The sequence below is a fragment of the Micromonospora sp. MP36 genome (assembly GCF_008119785.1).
GTDB lineage: Bacteria > Actinomycetota > Actinomycetes > Mycobacteriales > Micromonosporaceae > Micromonospora.
Map to the genome: position 1 here is coordinate 231,089 of NZ_VSFA01000001.1, position 26,369 is coordinate 257,457.

At 74.6% G+C, this 26,369-nt stretch carries 21 protein-coding genes and 2 riboswitches; of the genes, 13 read left to right on the forward strand and 8 right to left on the reverse strand.

The window, feature by feature from the left end:
* Positions 1–148 precede the first annotated feature (148 nt).
* Positions 149–3,019, forward strand: a complete 2,871-nt coding sequence (locus FXF52_RS01095; RefSeq protein WP_148793224.1) for an alpha/beta fold hydrolase — start codon at positions 149–151, stop codon at positions 3,017–3,019.
* Entirely contained in the window at positions 3,019–3,906 is an 888-nt protein-coding gene (locus tag FXF52_RS01100; RefSeq protein ID WP_148793225.1) for an ABC transporter permease, read from the forward strand. The genes FXF52_RS01095 and FXF52_RS01100 overlap by 1 nt, the downstream gene beginning before the upstream one ends.
* 138 nt (positions 3,907–4,044) lie before the next feature.
* Here FXF52_RS01100 and FXF52_RS01105 read toward each other — a convergent pair whose 3' ends face one another.
* Positions 4,045–4,362 (reverse strand): helix-turn-helix transcriptional regulator, encoded by a 318-nt coding sequence (locus FXF52_RS01105; protein WP_148793226.1) that lies wholly within the window; start codon positions 4,360–4,362, stop codon positions 4,045–4,047.
* Positions 4,363–4,452: 90 nt separating this feature from the next.
* Between FXF52_RS01105 and FXF52_RS01110 the strand changes: the two genes are divergently transcribed.
* The 4 genes from FXF52_RS01110 to paaN all read left to right on the forward strand — a co-directional run bounded on the left by FXF52_RS01110 (position 4,453) and on the right by paaN (position 10,233).
* Complete coding sequence (locus tag FXF52_RS01110; RefSeq protein WP_148793227.1) at positions 4,453–5,445, forward strand: DMT family transporter; 993 nt, start codon at positions 4,453–4,455, stop codon at positions 5,443–5,445.
* 175 nt (positions 5,446–5,620) lie between these two features.
* A riboswitch (SAM riboswitch) is annotated at positions 5,621–5,752 on the forward strand.
* 10 nt (positions 5,753–5,762) lie between these two features.
* A complete protein-coding gene (thrC, locus tag FXF52_RS01115) occupies positions 5,763–7,052 on the forward strand; it encodes a threonine synthase (RefSeq protein WP_148793228.1) in 1,290 nt (429 codons plus the stop codon).
* A gap of 435 nt (positions 7,053–7,487) precedes the next feature.
* The gene (locus tag FXF52_RS01120; RefSeq protein ID WP_148793229.1) at positions 7,488–8,507 is read left to right on the forward strand and encodes a GNAT family N-acetyltransferase; all 1,020 of its coding nucleotides are present in this window, start codon (positions 7,488–7,490) and stop codon (positions 8,505–8,507) included.
* A 52-nt stretch (positions 8,508–8,559) separates the two neighbouring features.
* Entirely contained in the window at positions 8,560–10,233 is a 1,674-nt protein-coding gene (gene paaN, locus FXF52_RS01125) for a phenylacetic acid degradation protein PaaN (RefSeq protein WP_187413275.1), read from the forward strand.
* A 269-nt stretch (positions 10,234–10,502) separates the two neighbouring features.
* Here paaN and FXF52_RS01130 read toward each other — a convergent pair whose 3' ends face one another.
* Positions 10,503–11,033 (reverse strand): GNAT family N-acetyltransferase, encoded by a 531-nt coding sequence (locus FXF52_RS01130; RefSeq protein ID WP_148793231.1) that lies wholly within the window; start codon positions 11,031–11,033, stop codon positions 10,503–10,505.
* Positions 11,034–11,256: 223 nt separating this feature from the next.
* Between FXF52_RS01130 and FXF52_RS01135 the strand changes: the two genes are divergently transcribed.
* The 3 genes from FXF52_RS01135 (at position 11,257) to groL (ending at position 14,768) form a co-directional block, all read left to right on the forward strand.
* The gene (locus FXF52_RS01135) at positions 11,257–11,460 is read left to right on the forward strand and encodes a cold-shock protein (protein ID WP_013288855.1); all 204 of its coding nucleotides are present in this window, start codon (positions 11,257–11,259) and stop codon (positions 11,458–11,460) included.
* Positions 11,461–11,568: 108 nt separating this feature from the next.
* Positions 11,569–12,867, forward strand: coding sequence for a hypothetical protein (locus FXF52_RS01140; RefSeq protein ID WP_148793232.1), 1,299 nt, complete (start codon positions 11,569–11,571; stop codon positions 12,865–12,867).
* A gap of 278 nt (positions 12,868–13,145) precedes the next feature.
* Positions 13,146–14,768: a chaperonin GroEL gene (gene groL, locus FXF52_RS01145; protein WP_148793233.1), complete on the forward strand. Its 1,623-nt coding sequence runs from the start codon at positions 13,146–13,148 to the stop codon at positions 14,766–14,768.
* Positions 14,769–14,833: 65 nt separating this feature from the next.
* Here groL and FXF52_RS01150 read toward each other — a convergent pair whose 3' ends face one another.
* From FXF52_RS01150 to FXF52_RS01160, 3 genes are all read right to left on the reverse strand, one after another.
* On the reverse strand, positions 14,834–15,076 hold the full coding sequence (locus FXF52_RS01150) for a hypothetical protein (protein WP_148793234.1): 243 nt from the start codon (positions 15,074–15,076) through the stop codon (positions 14,834–14,836).
* Between the two features lie 92 nt (positions 15,077–15,168).
* A complete protein-coding gene (locus FXF52_RS01155; RefSeq protein ID WP_148793235.1) occupies positions 15,169–16,098 on the reverse strand; it encodes a GNAT family N-acetyltransferase in 930 nt (309 codons plus the stop codon).
* Between the two features lie 71 nt (positions 16,099–16,169).
* On the reverse strand, positions 16,170–18,710 hold the full coding sequence (locus FXF52_RS01160; RefSeq protein WP_148793236.1) for a S8 family serine peptidase: 2,541 nt from the start codon (positions 18,708–18,710) through the stop codon (positions 16,170–16,172).
* A 73-nt stretch (positions 18,711–18,783) separates the two neighbouring features.
* Here FXF52_RS01160 and FXF52_RS01165 point away from each other — a divergent pair, with 73 nt between their 5' ends.
* Together FXF52_RS01165 and FXF52_RS01170 are read left to right on the forward strand one after the other, a co-directional pair.
* Positions 18,784–20,589, forward strand: a complete 1,806-nt coding sequence (locus FXF52_RS01165; protein ID WP_148793697.1) for a glycerol-3-phosphate dehydrogenase/oxidase — start codon at positions 18,784–18,786, stop codon at positions 20,587–20,589.
* Positions 20,590–20,650: 61 nt separating this feature from the next.
* On the forward strand, positions 20,651–21,160 hold the full coding sequence (locus FXF52_RS01170; RefSeq protein WP_148793237.1) for a hypothetical protein: 510 nt from the start codon (positions 20,651–20,653) through the stop codon (positions 21,158–21,160).
* 3 nt (positions 21,161–21,163) lie between these two features.
* Here FXF52_RS01170 and FXF52_RS01175 read toward each other — a convergent pair whose 3' ends face one another.
* On the reverse strand, positions 21,164–22,564 hold the full coding sequence (locus FXF52_RS01175) for an FAD-binding oxidoreductase (protein ID WP_148793238.1): 1,401 nt from the start codon (positions 22,562–22,564) through the stop codon (positions 21,164–21,166).
* Positions 22,565–22,623: 59 nt separating this feature from the next.
* Between FXF52_RS01175 and FXF52_RS01180 the strand changes: the two genes are divergently transcribed.
* Positions 22,624–22,911 carry a DUF4031 domain-containing protein gene (locus FXF52_RS01180; protein WP_148793698.1) on the forward strand — a complete coding sequence of 96 codons (288 nt, stop codon included), beginning with the start codon at positions 22,624–22,626 and terminating at the stop codon, positions 22,909–22,911.
* On the opposite strand, the gene FXF52_RS01185 is transcribed toward FXF52_RS01180, so the two are convergent.
* Positions 22,877–23,518, reverse strand: coding sequence for a metal-dependent phosphohydrolase (locus FXF52_RS01185; protein ID WP_148793239.1), 642 nt, complete (start codon positions 23,516–23,518; stop codon positions 22,877–22,879). The two genes, FXF52_RS01180 and FXF52_RS01185, sit on opposite strands and share 35 nt — an antisense overlap.
* 68 nt (positions 23,519–23,586) lie before the next feature.
* On the opposite strand from FXF52_RS01185, the gene FXF52_RS01190 reads away from it, so the two are divergent.
* Positions 23,587–24,849 carry an aromatic acid exporter family protein gene (locus tag FXF52_RS01190; RefSeq protein WP_148793240.1) on the forward strand — a complete coding sequence of 421 codons (1,263 nt, stop codon included), beginning with the start codon at positions 23,587–23,589 and terminating at the stop codon, positions 24,847–24,849.
* A gap of 25 nt (positions 24,850–24,874) precedes the next feature.
* On the opposite strand, the gene FXF52_RS01195 is transcribed toward FXF52_RS01190, so the two are convergent.
* The gene (locus FXF52_RS01195) at positions 24,875–26,194 is read right to left on the reverse strand and encodes an aminotransferase class V-fold PLP-dependent enzyme (protein ID WP_148793241.1); all 1,320 of its coding nucleotides are present in this window, start codon (positions 26,192–26,194) and stop codon (positions 24,875–24,877) included.
* A gap of 49 nt (positions 26,195–26,243) precedes the next feature.
* A riboswitch (SAM riboswitch) is annotated at positions 26,244–26,364 on the reverse strand.
* Positions 26,365–26,369: the final 5 nt, after the last annotated feature.

The following is a 26,369-nucleotide window of genomic DNA, read 5'->3' on the forward strand; positions in this document are numbered from 1 at the left end:
GATGCGATTTCACGGCATCCGAAGTCGTCCCGCTGAGCCGGCCTCGACGGACCACGGTCGACGGATCCCGCGCACCGAACGGCGCACCCGGACGAACGTACGGCGGATCTCAGGGAACGCTCAGCGTCCGGGCCGTAGCGTGTGCCGCATGAGATCACCGCTCGCCGTCGCGCGGCTCCGGCGTGCCCTGGCCACCCGCCGTCGCCGAGTCGTCGCCGCGGTGGCGGTGGTCGCCCTGGTCGCCGCCGCCGTGGCCTGGGCGGCCCGGCCGCAGCGATCCGGCTTCCGGACCGAGTCGGCGCTGGTGACCGTCCGTTCCGGAGCCGCCGGCGACCAGCCGGTCGACCTGGACACCACGCTCTACCTGCCGCGGGACGCGTCGGCCCGGCACCGGGTGCCGGCGGTGCTGCTGGCGCACGGCTTCGGCGGCACCAAGGAGTCGGTCCGCTCCGACGCGGAGGACCTGGCCGACCGGGGGTACGCGGTGCTCACCTGGACCGCCCGGGGCTTCGGCCGCAGCGGCGGCGAGATCCACCTGGACAGTCCGGACTACGAGGTGCGGGACGCCCAGCGACTGCTCGACCGGCTCGCCACCCGCCCGGACATCCGCCTCGACGCCGCCGGCGACCCCCGGGTCGGCGTGGTCGGCGGCTCGTACGGCGGCGGCCTGGCGCTGCTGCTGGCCGCCCAGGACCGCCGGGTCGACGCGATCGTCCCGATGATCACCTGGAACGACCTGTCCCGGGCCTTCCTGCCGGAGAGCACCGGCAAGGCGCCCACCGAGGGCGTGTTCAAGAAGGGCTGGGCCGGCATGTTCTTCGGTGGCGGCGGCAACGCCGGCTCCGGCCCGGCCGGCATCTCCGGCACCAGCGCCGGCCAGCCCGAGGGCGCCCCGGCGTCGGCCGGCGCGCCGAGCCCGCAGCCCGGCGCTGGGCCCGGCACGGGCTCCGGGCGCGCCCCCGGCGGCGCCGCCGACCCGTCCTGCGGCCGCTTCGCCGCCGACGTCTGCGCCGCGTACCTGCGGATCGCCACCACCGGACGGGCCGACGCCGCGGCGGTCGACCTGCTGCGCCGCTCCTCCCCGGCCGGGGTGCTCGACCGGATCAAGGCGCCCACCCTGCTGGTGCAGGGGGAGGCGGACACCCTCTTCCCGCTCACCGAGGCGGACGCCAACGCGCGCGGGATCGCCGCCGCCGGTACGCCGGTCCGGGTCGCCTGGTTCACCGGCGGCCACGACGGCGGCACCGGCCCGACCTCCGACTCGGACCGGGTGAAGTTCCTCACCGCCCAGTGGCTCGACCACTACGTCAAGGGCGACGGTGCCGCGCCGGGCGGGTCCTTCACCTTCTCCCGGATCGCCGGCTTCGACGCGCTCGACCGGGGCCTGGTGGCCACCGGCTACCACACCACCGACTATCCCGGCGTGGCCGGCCAGAGCCGCCACGAGGTCGCGCTGGCCGGACCCGCCCAGTCGATCGCCAACCCGCCCAACGGCAACCCGGCGGCCATCTCCGCGGTGCCGTTCGCCGGGGCGATCGGCTCGCTGCTGGACGGGGTGGCCGGTGACATTCCCGGCCAGCACGCCCGGTTCGAGTCCGCCCCGCTGACCGACGCGGTCGACGTGGTCGGCGCGCCCACCGTGCGGATCCGGGCGGCCTCGCCCACCGGCGAGGCGGTGCTCTTCGTCAAGCTCTACGACGTCGACCCGAAGGGCGCGGCCACCCTCCCCGACGGGCTGGTCGCGCCGGTCCGGCTCACCGGCCTGCCGAAGACGCTCGACGCCGCGCAGCCGGTGGCGGTCACCCTGCCGGCGATCGTCCGCCGGGTCGAGGCCGGGCACCGGCTGCGGGTCGTGGTGGCCACCTCCGACCAGGCGTACGCCACCCCGGCCGAGCCGGTGGTGCACACCGTGGCCCTCGGCGGCGGTCCGTTGGTGCTGCCCACGGTCGACGCCCAGCCGATCCCCACCACCGCCACGGTCTGGCGCTGGGTGCTGGTCGGCCTGCTCGCCGCGATCGCGGTCGGGCTCGCCGTGGTCGTCCTGGTCGCCCGGCGCCGGCACCGCCGCCAGGACAGCTCGGTCCACCCGGAGTACGCGGGCGTCCCGCTCGCCGTCCGCCAGCTCCGCAAGGAGTACGCGGACGGCTTCGTCGCCGTCTCCAACGTGGACTTCGAGGTGCACCCCGGTCAGGTGATGGGCCTGCTCGGCCCGAACGGCGCCGGCAAGACCACTACGCTGCGGGTGCTGATGGGGCTGACCCAGCCCACCGCCGGCGAGATCTACGTCTTCGGGCACCGGCTGGTGCCCGGCTCGCCGGTGCTCTCCCGGATCGGGGCGCTGGTGGAGGGGCCGGGCTTCCTGCCGCACCTGTCCGGCCTGGAGAACCTGAAGGCGTACTGGCGGGCGACCGGGCGGCCCTGGGCGGACGCGCACTTCGACGAGGCGCTGGAGATCGCCGGGCTGGGCGACTCGGTGCATCGTAAGACCCGCAAGTACAGCCACGGCATGCGGCAGCGGCTCGCCATCGCCCAGGCCATGCTGGGCCTGCCGGAGCTGCTGGTGCTCGACGAGCCGACGGACGGCCTCGACCCGCCGCAGATCGCCGAGATGCGCCGGGTGCTCCAGCGGTACGCCACCGACGGTCGCGCTGTGCTGGTCTCCAGCCACCTGCTGGCCGAGGTGGAGCAGACCTGCACCCACGCGGTGGTGGTCAACAAGGGGCGGATCGTCGCCTCCGGGCCGGTCGGGGAGATCGTCGGCGAGTCGCCGAGCGTGCTGTTCGAGGTGAGCGACCCAGACGCGGCGCGCGGCGTGCTGAGGCGGCTGCACGGCGTACGGGTGCTGCCGGACGGTGACGGCGGGCTGGTGGTGGACACCAACGGCACGGCCCGCAGCGAGGTGGTGGCCGAGCTGGTCCGGGCCGGCATCGGGGTGGACCGGGTGGTGCCCCGCCGTCGCCTGGAGGACGCGTTCCTCGCCCTGGTCGGCGAGAACTCCCGAGGAAGCGGGGACCGGTGATGGGACAGTCGTCATCCGTGGCCACGGTGGACCGGGGCGGGGCGGCGCGGGGCTACCGGCCGTCGGCGACCCTGCCGTTCCTGGCCGAGTTCCGCCGGCAGGCGTCGCGCCGGCGTACCCAGCTCGCGCTGGGGTTCATGGTGCTGCTGCCCTTGATCATCCTGGTCGCCTTCCAGTTCAACTCCGGCGAGGACGACCGCGGCGGCCGGGGGGAGTTCTCCAGCCTGGCCGACCTGGCCACCTCCGGCGGGCTGAACTTCACCCTGTTCACCATCCTGGTCTCGGCGTCGTTCCTGCTGGTCGTGGTGGTGGCGCTTTTCTGCGGCGACACGGTGGCCAGCGAGGCGAGCTGGGGCAGCCTGCGCTACCTGCTGGCCGTCCCGGTGCCCCGGGCCCGGTTGCTCACGGTGAAGCTGCTGGTCGCGCTCGCGTACTCGGGGCTGGCCCTGCTGCTGCTCGCCGCCACCGCGCTGCTCGCCGGCACCCTCCGGTACGGCTGGTCCCCGCTGCGCAGCCAGGTCGCCGCCGAGCTGGCCCCGGCCGACGGGCTGGTCCGCCTGCTCGCGATCCTCGGCTACCTGGCGGTCGTCCTGCTGGTGGTGGCCGGGCTGGCGTTCCTGCTCTCGGTGAGCACGGACGCCGCGCTCGGTGCGGTCGGCGGGGCGGTGCTGCTCTGGATCCTCTCCAGCATCCTGGACCAGATCACCGCGCTGGGCGGCCTGCGGGCCCTGCTGCCGACCCACTACAGCAGCGCCTGGCTGGGCCTGCTCTCCACCCCGATGCAGACCGACGACGTGGTACGCGGCGCCATCTCGGCGATCGTCTACGCCACCGTCTTCTGGGGCCTGGCCTTCTGGCGGTTCACCCGCAAGGACGTCACGAGCTGACCGTTTCGTTGAGATCTTGGTAGGAAACCGTCCCTCCAGGGGCCATTTCCTACCAAGATCTCAAACCGTGCCGTCACCGTCACGCGCTTGATCCTGCCAGGCGTCGTCCGAGGGGCCGGGGGCGGTCGGCGCGCCGGGTCAGGAGTGCTCGGCGGGCGTGGTGCTGCGGCTGAGGACCGCGTCCAGCAGGCCCGGGTAGAGGTGCTCCAGTTCGTCCCGGCGCAGCCGCACGTACCGGCTGGTGCCGGCCACCCGGGTCCGGGTCAGGCCGGCCTCGCGCAGCACCTTGAGGTGGTGGCTGCGGGTCGCCTTGGAGACGCCGAACTCGAAGGTGCCGCAGGCGTACTCACCGCCCTCGGCGAGGGCGCGCACGATCTGCAGCCGTACGTCGTCGGCCAGGGCGGCCAGCACGGCGGTGACCGGTACCTCGCGCAGTTCGGGTTCGTGCAGCTCCATGTGACCAGGGTAACCCATGTTCGACAATCGTCGAACAAGCTCCTAGAGTCGGCCGTGCTGGTTCGACGATACTCGAACATTGGAGCTGACATGCGCTCTCGTCACGCCGCCTTCCCGCTCTTCGCCGTGCTGAGCTGGGGCGTCATGTTTCCCGTCCTGGCCAACGCGCTCACCCGGGTGGACGCGCTCAACCTGACCACCGCCCGGTACGTCCTCGCCGCCGCCGTGCTCGTCGCCCTGCTGCTGGCCCGGGAGGGGTGGACCGCGCTGCGCGCGGACGGCCGCGGGACCGAGGCGGTGCTGCTCGGCGTGGTCGGGTTCGCCGGCTTCAACGTGCTCACCAACCTCGCCCTCGGGCACGCCGCGCCGCAGCAGATCGCCCTCTTCGCCGCCACCACGCCCCTGGTCACCCAGCTCGTCCGCTGGGCGCGCGACGGCGTACGGCCCCGGCCGGCGCTGCTCGGCCTCTCGCTGGTCGCCCTGGTCGGCGTGGGTCTAGTGATCACCCGCGGCCGGCTCGACGGGCTCGGCCAGTTCGGGGTCGGCGGGCTGCTCATGATCGGTGCGGTGATCAGCTGGGCGATCTACACCCACGGCGCGAGTCGCTTCCCCGAGTACTCCCCGCTGCGCTACACCACCCTGACCGCCGTCGCCGGCACGGTCGCCATGCTGGCCGCCAGCGCCGTCGCCGACCTCACCGGGCTCCAGCACGCCCCGGCCGCCGCCGACCTCGTCGCGGTCGCCCCGCAGCTCGCGTACGCCGTGGTGGTCGCTGCCGTCCTCGCGGTCCTCGCCTGGAACACCGGGGTACGCCGGCTCGGCGCCGCCGACGCCGCGCTGTTCATGAACCTGGTCCCGGTGACCACGTTCGCGGTGCAGACCCTCCGCGGCTACCGGCCCGGCACCGTGGAGCTGGCCGGCGCGGCCCTGACCATCGCCGCCCTGGTCGCCGCGAACCTCGCCGGCCGTGCCCGGACGGCGCGCCCGGCCGCCGGCGCCGCTCCGGCGGCCGCCGGTCCCGCCCGGGTCGCCGTCACCGATCACCCGGCGGTGGTCGACCCGGTCGCCGTCGCGGCCCGCTGACCGCCACCCTCCGCACCGGCAGCGGGACCGGCGGGGACAGTTGCCCGGAAAGAGTGGTCTGCCGTTCTCGCAGGCCACTCTTTTCCGTGCTCGTATCCGGCGCGGTAGCTCACAGCGTGGGAACCCGGCTCGGCGGCGGGACGGAGTCTGCTTAGACTCGGTGGCACAACTGCATACCTCATCCAGAGGGGCTGAGGGATACGGCCCGATGACGCCCCGGCAACCACCCGCGCGCTCGACGACGAGCGACGCCGGCAGGTGCCAATTCCGTCCCCGCCGCACGAGGCGATGCGGGGGAAGATGAGAGGACCCTCGACATGACGTCGACGCTTCCCGCCAGCTCCGGCATCGACACCACGCTCAGCCCGGCCCGCGCCCTGGTCTGTCGCGGCTGTTCCGCGCGCTACCCGCTCGCCGCCCAGCACGCCTGCTACGAGTGCTTCGGGCCGCTGGAGGTCGACTACGACACGGCCGCCCTCGCCACGGTCACCCGCGAGCAGATCGAGGCCGGCCCGAAGAACCTCTGGCGGTACGCGGGCCTGCTCCCCGCCGGCCAGGACCCGGCTGCCCGGGTGACCCTGAACCCGGGGCTGACCCCGCTGGTCGCCGCCCCGCACCTCGCCGCCGAGCTGGGCCTCACCGCCCCACTCTGGATCAAGGACGACAGCGCCAACCCGACGCACTCGTTCAAGGACCGGGTGGTCTCGGTGGCGCTGACCGCCGCCCGGGCGCTCGGCTTCACCCGGTACGCCTGCGCCTCCACCGGCAACCTGGCCAACTCGGTGGCCGCCCACGCCGCCCGGGCCGGGGCGCCGTCGGTGGTCTTCATCCCCAGCGACCTGGAGCAGGGCAAGGTGGTGACCACCGCCGTCTACGGCGGCGACCTGGTCGCCATCGACGGGTCGTACGACGACGTGAACCGGCTCTGCGGTGAGCTGGTGGAGACCGACGAGTTCGAGGACACCGCGTTCGTCAACGTCAACGTGCGGCCGTACTACGCCGAGGGCTCCAAGACCCTCGGCTACGAGGTGGCCGAGCAGCTCGGCTGGCGGATCCCGGCCCAGGTGGTCATCCCGATGGCCAGCGGCGAGCTGCTCACGAAGATCGACAAGGCGTTCTCCGAACTGGTCGAGGTCGGGCTGGTCGAGGCGCCGGCCGGGGGCTGGCGGGTGTTCGGCGCCCAGTCGGCCGGCTGCAACCCGATCGCCACCGCGCTGCACAACGGCAGCGACACCATCGTGCCGGTGAAGCCCACCGGCATCGCCAAGTCGCTGAACATCGGCGATCCCGCCGCCGGCCTCTACGCGCTGGAGGCGGTCCGCCGCACCGGCGGCTGGATGGAGTACGCCGACGACGACGAGATCCGGTCGGCCATCCGGCTGCTCGCCCGTACCACCGGGGTCTTCGCGGAGACCGCCGGCGGCGTCACCGTGGCCGTGCTGCGCAAGCTGGTCGAGTCCGGGCGTCTCGACCCGGCGGCCGAGACGGTCGTCTTCAACACCGGCGAGGGTCTCAAAACCCTCGACGCGGTGGCCGCCCAGGTCGGCCCCACCCACCGGATCAAGCCGTCGCTCCGCGCCGCCCGCGACGCCGGCCTCCTCGGCTGACGCCGACGCTCGCCGGCCGACGGGCCCGGCCCGTCCGGGCCCGTCCGGCCCGTCCGGCCCGCCTGCCCGTCCTGCCCAGTCGTGATCCACTCCAGGTGCGGTGTCCCGCTGCCCGGACACCGCGATGTCCCGCACGCGGCGACCGGGAGGCCGCCGGGGCCGGGTGGGGGAGGGGCGGATCGCCCGGACGGGGGATCGGGTCGATCCGCCGGGTAACTGGCTTTTCGCTGTGAGTGTGGAAAACCCGCCGACAAGGACTTGACGGCAGGAATTGGACGGCGCAAGATGCTCGGTGCGGGAGGGCATCCGCCGGAGACTTCAAGTTCTTGCGACCCAACGCCGGAGGCGTTGTGCGGACGTCCCTCCCGACCAACGTCCGAAGGGGCCAGCGGAAAACCGCTGGCCCCTTCGCTGTGCGTGACGCAGGCTCACCGCATGGGCATCACGATCGCGCCGTTCGACGCCGCCGACCCGGCCGCGATCGACGCGGCGTACCGGATCGGCGCGGCGGCCGAGCGGGCCGACCTGCCGGACTTCCCCCCGTTCTGCCGGCAGCGGTTCACCGCCAGCGTCCGGCACCCGATGCCGGGCACCGTGCGGCTCTGGGCGCTGGCCCGGCTCGACGGGGTGCCGGCCGGCTACCTCGCACTCGACCTGCCGCAGCTCGACAACACCGACAACGCCGACGCCGAGCTGGTGGTGCATCCGGCGTACCGGCGCCGGGGCGTCGGGCGGGCGCTGCACGAGCACGGCCTGCGCCTGCTGCGCGAACACGGCCGCAAGCGGGTCATCGGGGTGACCGTCTCGGCGCTGCCCGGCGGCGTGGCCCGGCCGCAGGCCGGCGACGCCTTCGCCGCCGCCACGGGAGCCCGGCCGGCGCTCGCCGAGGTGCGCCGCCGGCTGGACACCGGGCGGCTCGACCAGGCGGCGCTGGACCGCCTGGCCGCCGACGCGCGGGCGCACGCGACCGGTTACCGCGTGGTCCGCTGGCGCGGTGACACGCCCGAGGAGTACGCCGCCGACGTGGCGTACCTGGACGGCCGGCTGATGGCCGACGCGCCCCTGGGCGACCTGGAGTGGGAGCCGGAGCGGATCGACGTCGAGCGGCTGCGGGCGACCGAACGGGCCCTGGACGCCCGCGGGCGCCGCCGGTACCACCAGGCGGCGGTGCACGAGGCGTCCGGCCAGGTGGTCGCCTGGACCCTGATCGACCTGGGCCCGAGCGCCGACTGGCACGCCTGGCAGCAGATCACCATCGTCGACCCGGCGCACCGCGGGCACCGGCTCGGCCTGCTCGTCAAGATCGAGAACCTGCGGTACGCGCTCGCCCACGAGCCGGCGCTGCGGACGATCGACACCTGGAACGCCGCCGAGAACGGGCACATGATCGCGATCAACGAGCAACTCGGCTTCCGGCCGGTGGACGCCTGGACGGACTGGCAGCTGACGATCTGACTTGTGACACGCCCCTACTGATCTGCTGGCTCGCTGTTGCATGATGGCGGGCATGACGGAGACCCCGCACCCCCTGTACGACAGGCACGCCGACACCCTCAACCGAGCGCTGACCGCCATCACGGAGCGCGGGTACTGGTCCGCCTACCCCGAGTCGCCCAGCCCACGGGTGTACGGCGAGACCGCCGCCGCGGACGGCAAGGCGGCGTTCGAGGCGTACCTGAAGGCCGACTTCCCGCTCGACCAGCCGGGTGACGGGCAGACGGTCGCCACCGAGGTCAGCCCGTTCGGCGTGGAGCTGGACGTGCGCTACCCGCACGCCACCGCCGACCAGCTGGTGGCCGCCGCCTCCGCCGCCCTGCCGGCCTGGCGGGACGCGGGCCCGCAGGCCCGGGCGGGCGTCTGCCTGGAGATCCTCGACCGGCTGCACCGGAACGTGTTCGAGCTGGCCAACGCGGTGCAGTTCACCAGCGGCCAGGCGTTCGTGATGGCCTTCCAGGCCGGCGGCGCGCACGCGCTGGACCGGGCGCTGGAGGCGATCGCCTACGCGTACGCCGAGATGACCCGCCACCCGGCGACGGCCGGCTGGGAGAAGGCCGCCGGCAAGGGCGACCCGCTGCGGATGACCAAGACCTTCCACGTGGTGCCGCGCGGCGTGGCGCTGGTGATCGGCTGCAACACCTTCCCGACCTGGAACTCGTACCCGGGGCTCTTCGCCTCGCTGGCCACCGGCAACCCGGTGATCATCAAGCCGCACCCGCGCGCGGTGCTGCCGCTCGCGATCACCGCGAAGTACGCCCGGCAGGTGCTCGCCGAGGCCGGCTTCGACCCCAACCTGGTGCAGCTCGCGCCGGAGGCGCCGGGCGAGAAGCTCGCCTCGACCCTGGCGCTGCACCCGGCCGTGAAGATCGTCGACTTCACCGGCTCCACCGAGTACGGCGACTGGCTGGAGGCCAACGCCCGGCAGGCCGCCGTCTACACCGAGAAGGCCGGCCTGAACACGGTGGTCATCGACTCCACCGACGACTTCGTCGGAATGTGCCGCAACCTGGGCTTCACGCTCACCCTCTACAGCGGCCAGATGTGCACCACCTCGCAGAACCTGCTGATCCCGCGGGACGGCATCGAGACCGACCAGGGGCACAAGAGCTTCGACGAGGTGGCCGCCGGCATCGCCGGGGCGGTCGGCAAGCTCACCGCCGACCCGGCCCGCGGCGTGGAGCTGACCGGCGCGATCGTCAACGACGGCGTGCTGGAGCGGCTGGAGGAGGTCACCAAGGTCGGCGAGCCGGTGCTGGAGTCGCGGACCGTCGAGCACCCGTCCTTCCCCGGCGCCGTGGTGCGTACGCCGACCATCGTCAAGCTGGACGCGGCCGACACGGCGACCTACTCGCGGGAGTGGTTCGGGCCGATCTCGTTCGCCATCGCGACCGACTCGACCGCGCACAGCCTGGACATCCTGCGCAGCACGGTCGGGGAGAAGGGCGCGCTGACCGCGGGCGTCTACTCCACCGACGAGGCGGTGCTCGACGCGGCCGAGGGGGTGGCGATCGACGCGGGGGTGCACCTGTCCTGCAACCTGACCGGCGGGGTCTTCGTCAACCAGTCGGCGGCGTTCTCCGACTTCCACGGCTCGGGGGCGAACCCGGCGGCGAATTCCGCGCTGACGGACGGGGCGTACGTTTCGAACCGGTTCCGGATCGTGCAGTCACGTCGGCACGTCTGAGGTTGCTCTTGGGGTTTCCGGGGCGGCCGCCGCTGGGGTTTCCGGGCGGCCACCTCTTGGGGTTCCGGGGCAGGCCACCTCGCTCCGGGCGGTCAGGCTTGATCCCGCCGCGAGGCGGCCTGCCCCGGAAACCCGTCCGCGTCACCCTGATCGCACCGCCTCGGCCAGGGGTGTTGATCTCAGGGCGCTGCCTTGGGTCAGGTCCGCGGTCAGCGGGTGATCTCCGGGGTGACCGCCGTGGGATGGGCCCTCGGTCAGCGGGGCGGGGTCTAGGCGGGGCGGCGCATCTGGAGTTCTCTGAGGGCGGGGATCTTGGGGTGTGGGACGCGTACGCCGGTGTCGACGAAGCCGAGCTTCTGGTAGGCCCGGTAGGCGCGGTGGTTGCCGACCACCACCTCCAGCATCAGCTCGGGGCGGCCGCAGGCGCGGGACCAGGCGGCCACCTCGTCCACCAGCGCACCGAGCAGCCGGGCGCCGCGCCAGGCCGGCGTGACGTAGACGGCATAGATCACGGTCAGTCCCGGCTCGCCCGGTACGACCGTGCCGCCGGCGTGGCCGACCAGCCGACCGCCCGGATCGGCCACGAACTGGGCGGTCACCGCACCTTCGGCGACCGAGGCGATCCGGGCCGCGTAGTCGGCGTGCGGCCGGGCGGCGGCCTCGGCGACGGTCTCCATGAACGCCAGCGGCGAGTCGGCGAGCATCTCCAGCCGGAGCGCCCGCATCCGCGCGGCGTCCTCGGCACGGACCCGGCGGACGGTCGCGGTGCGGGCCATGGTCGTGATCGGCGCGCTGCTCATGCCGCCTGCATACCGGACCAGGCACCGTCCCTGCCCGCCGGGGTCGGGTGCTGGCCCGAATATGCCCGATTTGGGGTCGTGCGCGGTCGTCACGCCTCGTGTAGCGTGCGATTTCGGTCACCGATTCAGCGGTCGTCGCCGATCCGCCGAAACGGGTGGTCCGCCGGTGCCGGTCCGCCGGTCTCCGGGTTGTGGAACGCCGCGCAGAGTGAGGAAGTGCACCGTGGCACAGGGCACCGTCAAGTGGTTCAACGCCGAAAAGGGCTACGGCTTCATCGCCGTCGACGGCGGGCAGGACGTCTTCGTCCACTTCTCCGCGATCGAGATGGACGGCTACAAGGCGCTGGACGACGGCCAGCGGGTCGAGTTCGAGATCGCCCAGGGCCAGAAGGGCCCGCAGGCGGAGCGGGTCCGCGTCATCGCCTGACCCCGTCGCCGCCCGACCGGCGGCCTTTCCACCCGATCAGGGGCTGCGGTGCCGGCGTGTACCGTGAAAGATCATGAGCCGTTCCAGCCGCCACGCTGAGGAGGGTTCATGTCCGACCAGCCCCCGTCGGGTTCCACCGAGCCGGTCCCCCCGGCGTCGTCCGGTCCCCCGGCCGACCCGACCCGGTCGACGTCGCCAGCCCACGAGCCGGCCTCGACGCCGGGCCACGTGGGCGAACCGGCCACACCCGGACAGTCCACCCCGACAGCGCCGGGTGTGCCCGCCCAGCCCACCGCCGGTCACCCGGCCGCGCCGGCGCAACCCGGCCAGCCGGGGTACGGCGTGCCGGGCCAGCCGGGGTACGGCGTGCCGGGCCAGCCGGGGTACGGCGTGCCGGGCCAGCCGGGGTACGGCGTGTCCGGCGGGCAGCCCTGGGGGACGTACTCGACGGATCCGGCCGGGCCGGCGCCGGGCTGGGTGTGGCCGGCCGCGGGCGGACCGGTGCCGGCCGGCGCCTGGCCGGGTGCCCCCATGCCGGGCCAGCCGTACGGCTGGTATCCGGGCGCGGACCCGGGTGACCCGCTGGTCACGCCGCCGCACGCGGGCATCGGCGGCTGGTTCGCCCGGTGCAGCGGGGCCGTGCAGCGCGGCTGGCGTCAGTTGCTGCCGATCATGCTGCTCACCCAGACGCTCCCGGCGGCGGTGATCTCGGTCCTCACGCTCGTCCTCGTCCCGGCGGTGGAGCCCACCACCGCGCCGGACGGTGCGCCGGTCCTGCCGGACGGCTACTTCCAGGACATCTTCGCCCTCTACGGCCTGATCCTCCTGGCCGCCCTGATCTTCGGCCCGCTGCAGAGCGCGGGCTGGGCCGCGGGCACCTGGGTGGTGGCCCGCCAAGCGGCCGGCGAGCCGGTCGGTGTCGGAGCCGCCCTCCGGTACGGGTGGCGCCGCGCCCTGGGCGTCTGGGGCTGGACCATCGTCGCCACCCTGCTGATCTCGGTCGGGTTCTGCCTCTGCGTGCTGCCGGGGATCTACGCGGCCTTCGCGGTCGCCCTGTTCGGTCCGGTCTACCTCTTCGAGCGGCAGGAGCCGATCGGCCGGGCCTTCCGGATGTTCCACCAGCGGTTCGGGATGGTGCTGGGCCGGGTGGCGCTGGTCGCGGCGGCGGTCATCGTCGGCTCGCTGGTCGGCGGGATCATCGAGGGCGTCGGCCAGCTCCCGTTCGGGGTCGATCCGATGTCCGCCCCGGGTACGGCGGCCGGCGCGGTCGCGGTGTCCCTGGTGGCCGCCGTGCTGGTCACCCCGGTCTACCTGGCGCAGCTGGTCGGAGTGGTCGTCACGTACGCCGAGCAGCGGGCCCAGGAAGGCCCGGTGAACGCCGCCCGACTGGCCGCGGAACTCGGCTGAGCGGGGGCATCGTGCTTGCACTCGGCTAGGGAGAGTGCTAAACAAGTCATTGGCACTCGCGTACGTTGAGTGCCAAATGGTCGGGGCGGTAGGGCCACGGCCACGCCGGTGTCTCGATGGCGCCGGGGTGGCACGAGGCCGGTCGTCGCGGGCTATCCGGCCCGGCCGGCGGACGTCGTCGTCGCCAGGTGGCGGCGTCCCAAGGTGCGTACACCAGGCGGCCCATCCGGGGGGCACCCCCGCGGGTGGCCCGTGAGTGTCCAGGAGGACAACGCCGTATGGCCAAGATGATCGCGTTCGACGAAGAGGCGCGCCGCGGCCTCGAGCGGGGCATGAACCAGCTCGCCGACGCCGTGAAGGTGACCCTCGGCCCCAAGGGCCGCAACGTCGTGCTCGAGAAGAAGTGGGGTGCCCCCACCATCACCAACGATGGTGTGAGCATCGCCAAGGAGATCGAGCTCGAGGACCCGTACGAGAAGATCGGCGCCGAGCTGGTCAAGGAGGTCGCGAAGAAGACCGACGACGTCGCCGGTGACGGCACGACGACGGCGACCGTCCTGGCCCAGGCCCTGGTTCGCGAGGGCCTGCGCAACGTGGCCGCCGGTGCCAACCCGATGGCCCTGAAGCGGGGCATCGAGGCCGCCGTGGCCAGCGTCTCGGAGGAGCTGCTGAAGCTCGCCAAGGACGTGGAGACCAAGGAGCAGATCGCCTCCACCGCCTCCATCTCGGCTGGTGACACCAGCGTCGGCGAGATCATCGCCGAGGCGATGGACAAGGTCGGCAAGGAAGGCGTCATCACCGTCGAGGAGAGCAACACCTTCGGCCTGGAGCTGGAGCTCACCGAGGGTATGCGCTTCGACAAGGGCTACATCTCCGCGTACTTCATGACCGACCCGGAGCGTATGGAGGCCGTCTTCGACGACCCGTACCTCCTGATCGTCAACAGCAAGATCTCGTCGGTGAAGGACCTGCTCCCGATCCTGGAGAAGGTCATGCAGTCGGGCAAGCCGCTGCTGATCATCGCCGAGGACATCGAGGGCGAGGCCCTGGCCACCCTGGTGGTCAACAAGGTCCGGGGCACCTTCAAGTCGGTCGCCGTCAAGGCGCCGGGCTTCGGTGACCGCCGCAAGGCCATGCTCGCCGACATCGCCATCCTCACCGGTGGCCAGGTCATCAGCGAGGAGGTCGGCCTCAAGCTCGACGCCGTGGGCCTCGACATGCTGGGCCGCGCCCGCAAGGTCGTGGTGACCAAGGACGAGACCACCATCGTCGACGGCGCCGGCGACGCCGAGCAGATCCAGGGTCGGGTCAACCAGATCCGGGCCGAGATCGAGAAGAGCGACTCCGACTACGACCGGGAGAAGCTGCAGGAGCGCCTGGCCAAGCTGGCCGGCGGTGTTGCGGTGATCAAGGTCGGCGCGGCCACCGAGGTCGAGCTGAAGGAGCGCAAGCACCGCATCGAGGACGCCGTCCGCAACGCGAAGGCCGCCGTCGAGGAGGGCATCGTCCCGGGTGGTGGCGTCGCGCTGGTGCAGGCCGGCAAGACCGCCTTCGACAAGCTGGACCTGACCGGCGACGAGGCGACCGGCGCCCAGATCGTCAAGATCGCGCTGGACGCCCCGCTGCGGCAGATCGCCGTCAACGCCGGCCTGGAGGGTGGCGTCGTCGTCGAGCACGTCCGCAACATCGAGGCGGGTCACGGCCTCAACGCCGCGACCGGCGAGTACGTCGACCTGCTCGCGTCGGGCATCATCGACCCGGCCAAGGTGACCCGTTCCGCGCTGCAGAACGCGTCGTCGATCGCCGCGCTGTTCCTCACCACCGAGGCCGTCGTGGCGGACAAGCCGGAGAAGACCCCGGCCGCCCCGGCTGGCCCGGGTGGCGGGGACATGGACTTCTGAGTCCAGCTCCACCAGCACGCCGAAAGGGGGTGGGCCGCGTCAGCGGTCCGCCCCCTTTCCGTGTCTCACGTCGGCAGCCGCCGCTGGTTCCGCCGCTTGTGCGCCCGTTCGTACGGGGGTGGGATGCGGATCGGCTCGTCCACCAGTTGCAGCGGTTCGTCGCCGGACGGCTCGTCGACGCCGGCCATCTCCACCAGTTGCTCGGCGTCGCCGTAGTCGAGCCGGTCGAACGGCAGTTGGCCGGAGACCTCGCCGACCGGGTGCCAGCTCGTGGGCTGGTCATCGGTCCGTTCGTCGTCCGTGGTCATGGCTGCCTCCTTATGACTCGACCGTAGGGGGCGGTCAATGGCCACGGGCCGGAATGGCATTATTAGCGTCTATGCACTTTTCGCCCTATTAGTCATTCCTGTCCGGCCAGCGCTTTCCGGTACAGAAAGAAGACCCGCTCGATCCGGGCCCCCGCCGCGTTCGCATAGAACGGCACCGGACCCACCCAGCCGATCTGCGCCGTGCCGATTCCCGCCGCCGCCTGGTCGCGGAGGCAGCGCCGGAGCAGCACCCCGCCGATGCCCGAGCCCTCGGCCGCCGGGGCCGTGCCCATCGGCCCGAACCAGCTCGGCCGGGACGAGCCGTACGCGGCGAAGCCGAGGATCTCGCCGTCCCGTTCGGCCAGGTGCGTCCCCGCGTCCGGCCGCCCCAGCGAACCGGCCAACTCGCCGTCCCACGCCCCGCCGAAGGTGGACCGGGCGAACGCGGCCAGCGCCGGCAGGTCCGCCGGCTCGGCCCGGCGTACCGTGACGCCCTGGTCGGCCAGCCGGCGTTCGGCGGGTTCCGTGGTACGCAGCGCCGGCGCGCCGTCGGCCAGGTCCGCGGTCATGTTCCACGCCGTACGGTCCTGCCGGTAGCCGAGCCGCAGCGCGAGGCAGACCGCCGGGGTGTACCGCACGTCGATCCCCGGCCAGGCGTAGTACGGCGGATTCCCGGCGAGCAGCAGCTCGGCCGCGCCCAGCCCGGCGAGCCGCCGTTCCGCCTCGGCCAGCAGGGCCCGCCCGACGCCCCGGCGCCGTTCCTCTGGCGCCACCGCCAGCAGGTCCACGTGGCCGAGCCGGCGGTCCCGTCCGGATCGCGACCCGACCAGCACCCCGATCAGCTCGGTGCCGCGTACCGCGCCGAGCCGCAGCACCGGCCGGTCGGCCGCCGCGCGGGCGGCGAGGGTGTCCACGATGGCCGGCGCCTCGGCCGCGTCCTCGGGCAGGTCGAGGGCCCGTCGGCAGAGGTCGACGACCGCGGGCAGGCGGTCCGGGCCGAGTTCGATGATCTCCGCGTCCATGGTCGCCGACCCTAGGTCATCCGGCGGCCGTCCGGCACCGCCCGACCGGCTGTCGACCGGAGACCCGCCCGTCAGGACGCGGCCCGGGCCCGCTGCGCGGCGCGGACCGCCGCGTACGCGTCGACCAGGCCGGCGCCGATCTCGTCGGCGGGGCCGCCGCAGCGCGCCGCGTCCGGTGGTACGCCGGCCGGGGCGGCCGTGTCGAGGAGGATCCGCCGGGTCCGGGCCAGATCGCCGACGAGCGCGGGATTCGCCGACCACATCAGCGCCACCACCCCCGCCACCTGCGGCGTCGCCATCGAGGTGCCGTCCAGGGTGGTCCAACCGCCCCCGGGGAACGCCGACAGCACCCCCGCACCGGGCGCGACCAGGTCCGGCTTGGCGACGCCCCCGGCGGCCGGTCCCTGGCTGGAGAAGCGGGTGAGCTGCCGGTCCCGGTCCACCGCGCCGACCGTCAGCACGTCCGGATACGGCGCCGGCGGGTCGGACACCGAGCCGCAGTGCGGGCCGGTGTTGCCGGCGGCGGCCACCACCAGGATGCCGGCCGCGGCCAACGCGGCGGTCGCCGGCCGCAGCGCACCCGGGTCACAGCCCTCGATCGGTGGGCAGCCCCAGGAGTTGGTCAGCACGTCGGGCGCGCGCTGCGGCCGGCCGTCGGTGAACGGGTTCCCGCCCGGCGGGAACGGGGCCAGCATGAACTGGAGGCAGTCGAGGTAGTGGGCCGGGCTGCCCAGGTTGCGGTCCAGGTTGACGCAGGCGACCCAGTCCGCCCCGGGGGCCACGCCGATCCCGCCGCGGCCCACCGCGCTGCCGACCGTGTGGGTGCCGTGACCACCCCGGTCACCCGGCGTGCGGCGGTGCTCCCACGGGTCGTACCAGGAGTCGTCGCCGCCGCGGAAGCCGGCAGCCAGCGCCGGGTGCCGGCCGTCCACTCCGGAGTCGGAACTGCCCACCACCACGCCCGTGCCGGTCACGCCCAGCTGCGACCAGACCCGGTCGGCGCCGATCAGGGACACGTTCCAGGCCGGGCCGGTCGGCGCCGGTTGGTTGCCCCGCGCCGGGGGCGCCGCCGCCGGCAACGGGCGCAGTCGCTGGCTGACCAGCACCCGGCCGACCTCCGGCCGCCCGGACAGCCAGGCCCGTACCTCCGGCCCGCCGTCCGTCTCGATGGCGTTGACCAGGTAGTACGGCGTCGGGTGCAGGCGCAGCCGGCTCAGTTCGCGGCGCAGGTCCCCCTGGGTCCGGTCGGCGGTGGCCACCAGCCGCCGATACACCTCGGCCGCCCGTGCGGTCCGGCCGGCCCGCCCGGGCGCCGCCGGGATCCCGGTCAGGTCGGCCTGTTCGCGCAGCACCACGAACAGCCGCTCGCCGTGCAGGCCGGGTTGGCCGGGGACGAGGTACACCACGGCCACGGCGGCGAGCAGCGCCGCGGCGGTCAGCCCGGCCGCGCCCCGGCGCGGGGCGCGGGCGCGGGGCCGAGCCAGCAGCACCCCGTACCCGACGGCGAGCAGGACCGCGACGGCGAACGCGACGCCGGTCCCCACCGCCACCCAGTACGGCACGTCGCGGCTGGCGGCCAGCAGGACGGTGATCTCCTCCGGGTCGGTGAACGCCAGCGGCCCGAGCAGCGCGAGGCCGACCAGCCAGCGGACCGGACGGCGGCCGGCTGGCCGGCCCGCACGCCGAGCCGCGACCTCCAGCGCGCCCAGCACGACGCCGAGCGGCGGCAGCAGGAACAGCGCCGGCAGTTGCGCCCCGGACTGCCCCGCCGCGGCGGCCAGCAGCGCCAGGGTGACCCCGGCGACCAGCCCGCCCACCAGCACCAGCCGGACCGGCCGGGGCGGCGCGCCGACGGCGAACCGGGCCCAGAAGGCGGCGTCGAGCAGGGCCGCCGCGAGCGCGCCGAGCGCGGCGGCGGCGAGGGCGGCGAGCAGCGTCTCCAGCGCCCCACCGAGCGCGCCCACCCAGGCCCAGGGCAGCAGCACGGCGAGCCCGGCGGCGACCGCGAGCAGGGTCACGGCGTCGAACCGCCGCCCGCCGGCCGACCCACCGCCACCCGGCGGCGCGTGCGCCGAGCCCGGCGGCCCGCCGGCCGGGCCAGCCGCGCCGTGCTCCGGGCTCGCTGCCGGCCCGCCCGGGCGGGCCACGAGGGGGGCGGGCGGCGCCTCCGCACGGCCGCGCGACAGCCGGCCGACGACCAGTGCGAGCAGAGCGGCCGCGGCGGCCAGCGCGGCCAGGTACGCCTCCTCGTGCACCGGCGGCACCGTCCGCAGCAGGGTCAGCGCGCCGAGCGCCAGCGTCCCGGCCAGCCAGGCGCGGCCGGTGACGCGGACCGCCGGGGACCGGGGCAGCAGCGCCAGCGCGAGGGTGGGCGCGCCCACCAGCAACACGCTGGCCAGCGCGACCACCGGCCAGGCCAGCACCGCGCGCGGCAGGCCGGCGGTCAGCACCACCTGGTCGACCACCCAGCCGGCGACCTGGCCCGGCACGGTCACGAGAACGGCCCAGGCGCCGGTGAGCACGGCGGCGACCACCGGCCACGGCCCGGGTTGGCGGGGAGCGGGAGCCGGCGGCGGGACCGGGGCAGCGGGGGGACCGACGTCCATGACCATCACCGTACGGCCCGGGCGGCGCGTGTCGTCGAAGCGCGCGGACGGTTACGGTGGACGGGTGCGCGACCCGAACGTGTCCCGATCCGTGGCCGGTCAGCTCTCCGCCGAGCGCCGCGCCGATGACCTGCGCCGACTCCGCGCCGAGCGCTTCGACGTGCTGGTCATCGGCGGTGGGGTGACCGGGGCGGGTGCCGCCGTCGACGCGGCGTCCCGCGGGCTCAAGGTGGCCCTGGTGGAGGCGCGGGACTACGCCGCGGGCACCTCCAGCCGGTCCAGCAAGCTCATCCACGGCGGCCTGCGCTACCTGGAGCAGTTGGAGTTCCACCTGGTCCACGAGGCGCTGACCGAGCGGGGGCTGCTCGCCACCCGGCTCGCCCCGCACCTGGTGCGGCCGGTGCCGTTCCTGGTGCCGCTCCCCGCCGAGGGCGGGCCGCGGGACCTGCCGAGGCGGTTCTTCCGCCGGTCGTACTACGGCGCCGGGGTGGCCGCCTACGACGCGTTCGCCGGGGTGTTCGGCGGCGGCCGTGGCATGCCGCTGCACCGGCACCTGACCCGCGAGGGCGCCCGCCGGGTCTTCCCGAGCCTGCGCGCCGACCAGCTGGCCGGGGCGATCCGCTACTACGACGGGCAGGTCGACGACGCCCGCCTGGTGGTGACGCTGGCCCGGACGGCGGCCAGCCTCGGGGCGACGGTGGTGACCAGCGCCCGAGCGGTCGGGCTGCTCCGGCAGGCCCGCGAGGTCACCGGGGTCCGGGTCCGCGACCTGGAGGCGCCCACCGGCTCGCCGGACGCCGAGTTCGAGGTACGCGCCCGCACGGTGATCGCCGCGACCGGGGTGTGGAGCGACGACATGTCGCGGATGCTCAACGACGTCGGGCTGCGCCCCGGCCTGCGGGTCCGGGCCTCAAAGGGCGTGCACCTGGTGGTGCCCCGCTCGGCGATCACCGGCGAGGCCGGGCTGATCCTGCGGACCGCCACCAGCGTGCTCTTCGTCATCCCGTGGGGCGGTCACTGGATCATCGGCACCACGGACACCGACTGGCGGCTCGACCGGTCCCACCCGGCGGCCACCGCGCGGGACATCGACTACCTGCTGGAGCAGGTCAACACGGTGCTGGACCGCCCGCTCACCACCGACGACATCGAGGGCGTGTACGCCGGGCTGCGCCCGCTGCTGGCCGGCGAGGCGGACTCCACCTCGAAGCTCTCCCGGGAGCACGCGGTGGTCGAGCCGATGCTCGGGCTGCTGCTGGTGGCCGGCGGCAAATACACGACGTACCGGGTGATGGCCTCGGACGTGGTCGACCGGGCGGTGCACCGGCTGGGCTGGACGCGCCCGTCGCGTACCGCCGACCTGCCGCTGCTCGGTGCCGACGGGTACGCGGCGATGTGGCGGGACCGGGCCGACCTGGCCCGCCGGCACGGGGTGCCGGTCGGCGTGGTCGAGCACCTGCTGGAGCGGTACGGCACGCTCACCCTCGACGTGCTCGCCCTGGTCGGCACCGACCCGCTGCTGGGCTCGCCGCTCGCCGGGGCCCCCGAATATCTCGCCGCCGAGGTGACCTACGCGGCCCGCGCCGAGGGGGCGCTGCACTTGGAGGACGTGCTGACCCGGCGTACCCGGATCTCCATCGAGACCAGCCACCGCGGCCTGGAGTCGGCGGAGCACGCCGCGGAGCTGATGGGTGCGGTGCTCGGCTGGGACGAGGCGACCCGGGCCCGCGAGGTCGCCCACTACCGGGCCCGGGTGGAGGCCGAGCGGCGGTCGCAGGCGATGCCGGACGACGTGGCCGCCGACGCGGCGCGGCTGGGTGCCCCCGACGTCCGCGGCTTCGCGGCGGACCGGGGTGGGGACGAGCTTCCGTCATCCCCACGGTGACCAGCGGGTAACGTCGCTCCGGAGGGTACCGGCGCTACCTACGGAAGTGTAGGTTCCCTGCGTGCTTCGTCCATCATGGTCGCGCGTTCTCCCCGGGTCCGCCGGCGTCCTGCTGGCGACCGCCCTGACCGGCTGCTCGCTGATCGGCCCGGCCGAGGGCGCCACCACGCCGGACGCGGGCCAGGCATCGAGCGCCACCACGGACGCCCGACGCGTCTCGCTGGTGCAGCGGCTGGGCATCGACGGCCCGGTCCGGACGCTCGACGTGGACCCGAGCGGGCGGTGGCAGTGCCGGGACTGCGCCGGTGACGGGGTCGAATCGACCGGATCGCTCAACCCGGAGCAGACGCGGCGGTTGCAGCGGATGCTCGCCGACCCGGCCCTGGCCCAGGAGACCGACGAGGCCCGCCGCTACAAGCAGAGCTGCATCGACGCGTTGACCTCCACCCTGCTGATCCCGCCGGGGCTGACCATCACCTCGCAGGACTGCCCGGGCGAGGAGAAGCCGCCGGTGGCCAACCGGATCCTGCTGCTGCTCACCCAGGTCACCCCGGCCGAGGACAAGGGCTGAGCGTCAGAACACCTTGCCGGGGTTGAAAAGGCCCGCCGGGTCGAGCGCCTGCTTGATCGCCTGGTGCACCCGGATGCCCACCGGGCCGATCTCCCGGGCCAGCCAGTCCCGCTTGAGCAGCCCGACGCCGTGCTCGCCGGTGCAGGTGCCGCCGAGCTCCAGCCCGAGCCGCATGATCTCGTCGAAGGCTCGCCGGCCGCGCGCCACGCTGGCCGGGTCGGCCCGGTCGACCACGATGTTCGGGTGCATGTTGCCGTCGCCGGCGTGCCCCACCACGCCGATCAGCACGCCGCACTCCTCGGCGATCCGGGCCACCCCGTCGAGCAGGGCCGCCAGCGCGCCGCGCGGCACCGCCACGTCGTCGATGACCAGGCCGCCGGTGCCGGCGGGGAAGGTGTCGGCGGCGAACTTCTCCATCGCGGGGTGGGCCAGCCGCCGCGCCTGGAGCAGGGCCGCCGCCTCCGCCGCGTCGGTGGCCGCATAGACCTCGTCCGCGCCGGCCGCCGTGCACACCTCGGCGATCCCGGCCAGGTCGTCCGCCGCCCGCCCACCGGTGTCCACCGCCGCCAGCAGCAGCGCCTGCGCGTCGGTCCGCAGCCCCATCGGCCGGTACGCCTCGATGGCCCGCAGGTGGGTGTGGTCCAGCAGTTCCAGCAGGCTCGGGGTGAGTCCGCGCTCGGCGATGCCGGCGACCGCCGTGCCGGCCGCCGCCGTGGTGGGGAAGACCGCGACCAGGGTCAGCGAGTCCTCCGGCGCCGGCCGCAGCGAGACGGTCACCTCGGTGATCACGCCGAGGGTGCCCTCGGAGCCGACGAAGAGCCGGGTCAGGTCGTAACCGGCGACCCCCTTGGCGGTGCGCCGACCGGTGCGCAGCACCTCGCCGGAGGCGAGCACCACCTCCAGGCCGAGCACGTACTCGGTGGTCACGCCGTACTTGACGCAGCACATGCCGCCGGCGTTGGTGGCCACGTTGCCGCCGATGGTGGACGACTCCCACGAGCCCGGGTCCGGCGGGTACCACAGCCCCTGCTTCGCCACCGCGTCGGCCAGCGCGGCGTTGACCACGCCCGGCTGCACCACGGCGATCCGGCTCACCGGGTCGATCTCCAGGATCCGGTCCATGGCCACCATGCTCAGCAGCACCGCACCGTCGACCGCGTTCGCCGCGCCGGCCAGCCCGGTCCGCGCCCCCTGCGGCACCACCGGTACGCCGTGCCGGGCCGCCGCCCGCACCACCGCCACGACCTCCGCGGTGGTGCGCGGGCGGACCACGGCCAGCGGCTTCCCGGCCGTGCAGAGGTCGGCCTCGTCCCGCTCGTGGGTGCGGAGCAGGTCCGGGTCGGTCAGCACGGCGGCGTCGCCGAGCGCTGACCGCAGGTCGTCGAGGAGGGGGATGGCGGTCATGCCGGGAAGGCTAGGTCGTGACCGTCGTGATCATCAACCGGGCGTACCGTTGGGTCGCCATGCTGTACCTGGACCGGCCGGCGGTGCCCTGGCGGGGACGGCTCTGGTCGCACCTGATCAGCGACGTCTCGTACGCGGAGCTGCACGCCTTCGCCGAGGCGCTGGGCGCGCCCCGCCGCGGCTTCGACCGGGACCACTACGACCTGCCGGCGGAGCGGTTCCCGATGGCCGTCTGGCTCGGCGCCCGGGTGGTCCCCTCCCGGGACCTCGTCCGGCTGCTGCGGGACGCCGGACTCCGCCGCCCCAAACACCTCACCCGGCCCGCAGGGTCGCGAGTTCCCGGGTGAGGTTGGCGCGGGCCGGGACCTCCCAGCGGGCGTGCGGCTCGGGCAGGCGGTAGAGGGCGGGCAGGGCCAGCAGGCCGGCCAGCACCGCCGCCCGGCCGGCGCGGAAGTCCGGGTCGGGGACGTGGGCGTACTCGCGCCGGACGGCCGCGGCGTAGCGGTCGTACCCCTCGGGCGGGGCGGCCAGGACCGCCAGGTCGGCGTCGCACAGCAGGGCGCCGTCCGGGTCGTCCGCCCGCACCGCGTGCCCGGCGGTGAGCAGCACCAGCCGGCGTACCTCGGCCACCGCGTCCGGCGGCAGCCCGAGCCCGGCGAGCAGGTCGCCGGCCAGCTCGGCGCTGGCCCGCTCGTTGGCGTCCCCGCCGGCCCGCGGGTCGTACACCGCGTCGTGGTACCAGGCCGCCAGCCGGACCAGCTCCGGCCGCCGCGCCTGCCCGGCGTACGCGTCAACCACGTCCAGCACCGCCCGCAGGTGCGCCACCGTGTGGTAGTGCCGGTGCGGCTCCCGCCACCCGGCCAGCAGCCGCGCCCCGGCGCGCGCCACGGCGGCCGGATCGGCCGCCCCCGCCGCCCGGGCCGCGTCCCGCCACCGCTCGATCAGCTCCTCCACCCGGTGCAGTCTGCCCCACCATCGGCGAGAAGGAGGATTCACCGGGTGCGGACCGGGTAGTCCCGGCCATGGCCGGGGCCCGGGACCGACGACTGCCGTTCCTGCGGCGTAAACGGCTGCGCGAAGGGCTGGTCGACGTCGACGGGGCCCGGATCGCCGAGGCGATGGACGAGCTCCGCCACCGGAGCAAGGCCACCTGGCACGACCGGCTGCACCGGGTGCGTACCGCCGCTGGCCTCGCCGTCCAGGCGGGTCTCGCCGCCGCCCTGGCCTACCTGGTCTCCCACCGGCTGCTCAGGAACCCGCAACCGGTGTTCGCGCCGATCTCTGCGGTGGGCACCCTGGCCGCCTCCGTCGGCCAGCGGTTCCGCCGGACCGTGGAGCTGATCGTCGGGGTGGCCATCGGGGTGGCGCTCGGCGATGGCCTGGTCTACCTCCTCGGGACCGGCGCCTGGCAGCTCGGTCTGGTGGTGACCGCGGCGATCCTGCTGAGCATCTTCGCCGGGGCGAGCGTGGCCGTGGTGATCCAGGCGGCGGCCACCGCCGTGCTGATCGTGACGCTCAGCCCGTCCACCAAGAACCTGGAGGTGCCACGCTTCATCGACGCGTTCGTGGGCGGGAGCATCGCGCTGATCGTCACGGCGATCCTGCTGCCGCTGAACCCGTTACGGGTGATCAACCGGGCCGCCCGGCCGGCGTTGGACCTCCTCTCCGATCAGCTCGACGCCTGCGCGGAGGCGCTGCGCAGACGGGACCGGAACGCGGCGCAGCAGGCGCTGCTCCGGCTCCGGGAGAACAAGGAGGAGCTGGCCGCGCTCTCCGAGGCGATCGAGGGCGCCAAGGAGACCGCCACCATCTCGCCGGCCCGCTGGCACCGGCGCAGCGAGCTGACCCACTACGCGGAGGCGGCCGACCCGATCGACCGGGCGATGCGCAACAGCGGCACCCTGATCCGTCGCTCGGTCACCCTGATCGAGGACGAGGAGCCCATCCCCGAGCCGATGCCCGATGCGATCGCCCACCTCGCGGAGTCGGTCCGCGTGCTGCGGCACGAGTTCTCCGCGGGACAGGAGCCGCAGAAGGCGCGGGAGCGGTCGCTGCGCGCGGTCAGCGAGGCCAGCCGGGCGTACGCCGAGGGCGTGGGCTTCTCCGGCAGCGTGGTGATCGCGCAGGTCCGCACCGCGGCCAGTGACCTGATGGTGGCCTCCGGCATCGACCAGGAGGAGGCGAACCGGCTGATCCGGCAGGCGTTCGGCGAACGGGAGCAGCGGGCCGCCAGCCAGCCCGACCAGGGCGCGTCCCCGCCCCCCACCGCACCCCCGGTCGGCTGACCCGCCCCGGTGGTCCGGCGGCCGGTCAGGGGAGGGTGGCCAGCGCGGTGAGGAGGGCGTCGACCTCGGCGGCGGTGCTGCCGAGGCCGAGGCTCGCCCGGAGCGCGGTCGGCGGCAGGTCGCTCCGGCCACTGCGCGCGGCCGCCTCGGCGAGCAGCCGACGGGCCAGCGGATGGGCGCAGAAGAGCCCGTCTCGGACCCCGATCCGGTGCGCGTCGGCCAGGTGGGCGGCCACCTCGGCGGAGTCCCGCCCGGCGACCACGAAGGAGACGATGCCCACCCGGGGCGCGTCCGGCCCGAAGGTACACAGCTCCACCACGTGCGGCAGGGCCGCGATCCCGGTCCGCAGCCGGGTCAGCAGGGCCTGCTCCTGGGCGTGCAGCGCGTCCCGGTCCGCCTCGGCCAGCGCGGTGCAGACCGCCGCGAGGGCCACCGCGCCGAGCAGGTTCGGGGTCCCCGCCTCGTGCCGGGCCGGCCCGCTGGCCCACCGCACCTCGTGGGTGGCCGTGCCGACGTGGCTGGTGGCCCCGCCGCCGACCAGGTACGGCGGGGCCGCGTCCAGCCAGTCGCCGCGCCCGACGAGCACGCCCGCCCCGAACGGGGCGTACAGCTTGTGCCCGGACAGGGCCAGGTAGTCGACGTCCAGCGCGGCCAGGTCCACCGGGACGTGCGGGGCGAGCTGTGCCGCGTCCACCAGGATCCGGGCGTCGTGCCGGTGCGCCACCCGGGCCAGCTCGGCCACCGGCCAGCGTTCCCCGGTCACGTTGCTCGCGCCGGTCACCGCGACCAGCACCGGCAGGCCCGGCCGGCTCTCGGCACCTGCCGCCGGCCGCGACCGCCCGGCCGGCGTACCCGACCCGGTGGCGGTGCCCCGGCGCAGCTCGGTGAGGGCGGCGTCGAGGGCGCGGACCGCCTCGGCGGGGCTGGCCGGCACCGGCAGCCGGACCGAGCCACGCGGCCAGGGGAGCAGGTTGGCGTGGTGCTCACCGGCGAAGGTGACCACGGTGGTGCCGGCGGGCAGCGCCCGGGCCAGCAGGTTGACCGCGTCGGTGGTGTTGCGGGTGAAGATCAGGTGATCGTCCGGGCGGGCGCCGAGGAAGTCCGCGACCGTCTGCCGGGCCCGCTCGTAGGCGAGGGTGCAGCGCCGCGACAGCGCCCCGGCGCCGCGGTGCACGCTCGCGTACCAGGGCAGCAGCTCGGCCACCGCGTCGGCCGCGGCCCGCGCGCACGGCGCGCTGGCGGCGTGGTCGAGGTTGATCTCTCCGGGTACGCCGAGCACGCCCAGCGGGTCCGGCCGGGTCGGCGCCGGCAGCGTGGGCAGCGAGGGTACGAGGGTGACGGTCATGCCGGAACCTCCCGGGTCCAGGGGACCCCGGGGTGGGCTACCGGGACGGGGTCCGCGCTTGCCCAGCACGCGGTTCGGGCTGGGCCCGGTCATCACCCGGGGCACCCCACCGCGAACTCGACGAGGGTTGCCGGCCAGCAAGCCGGGGCTTGACGCTGGCGCTCGTGACCTGCCC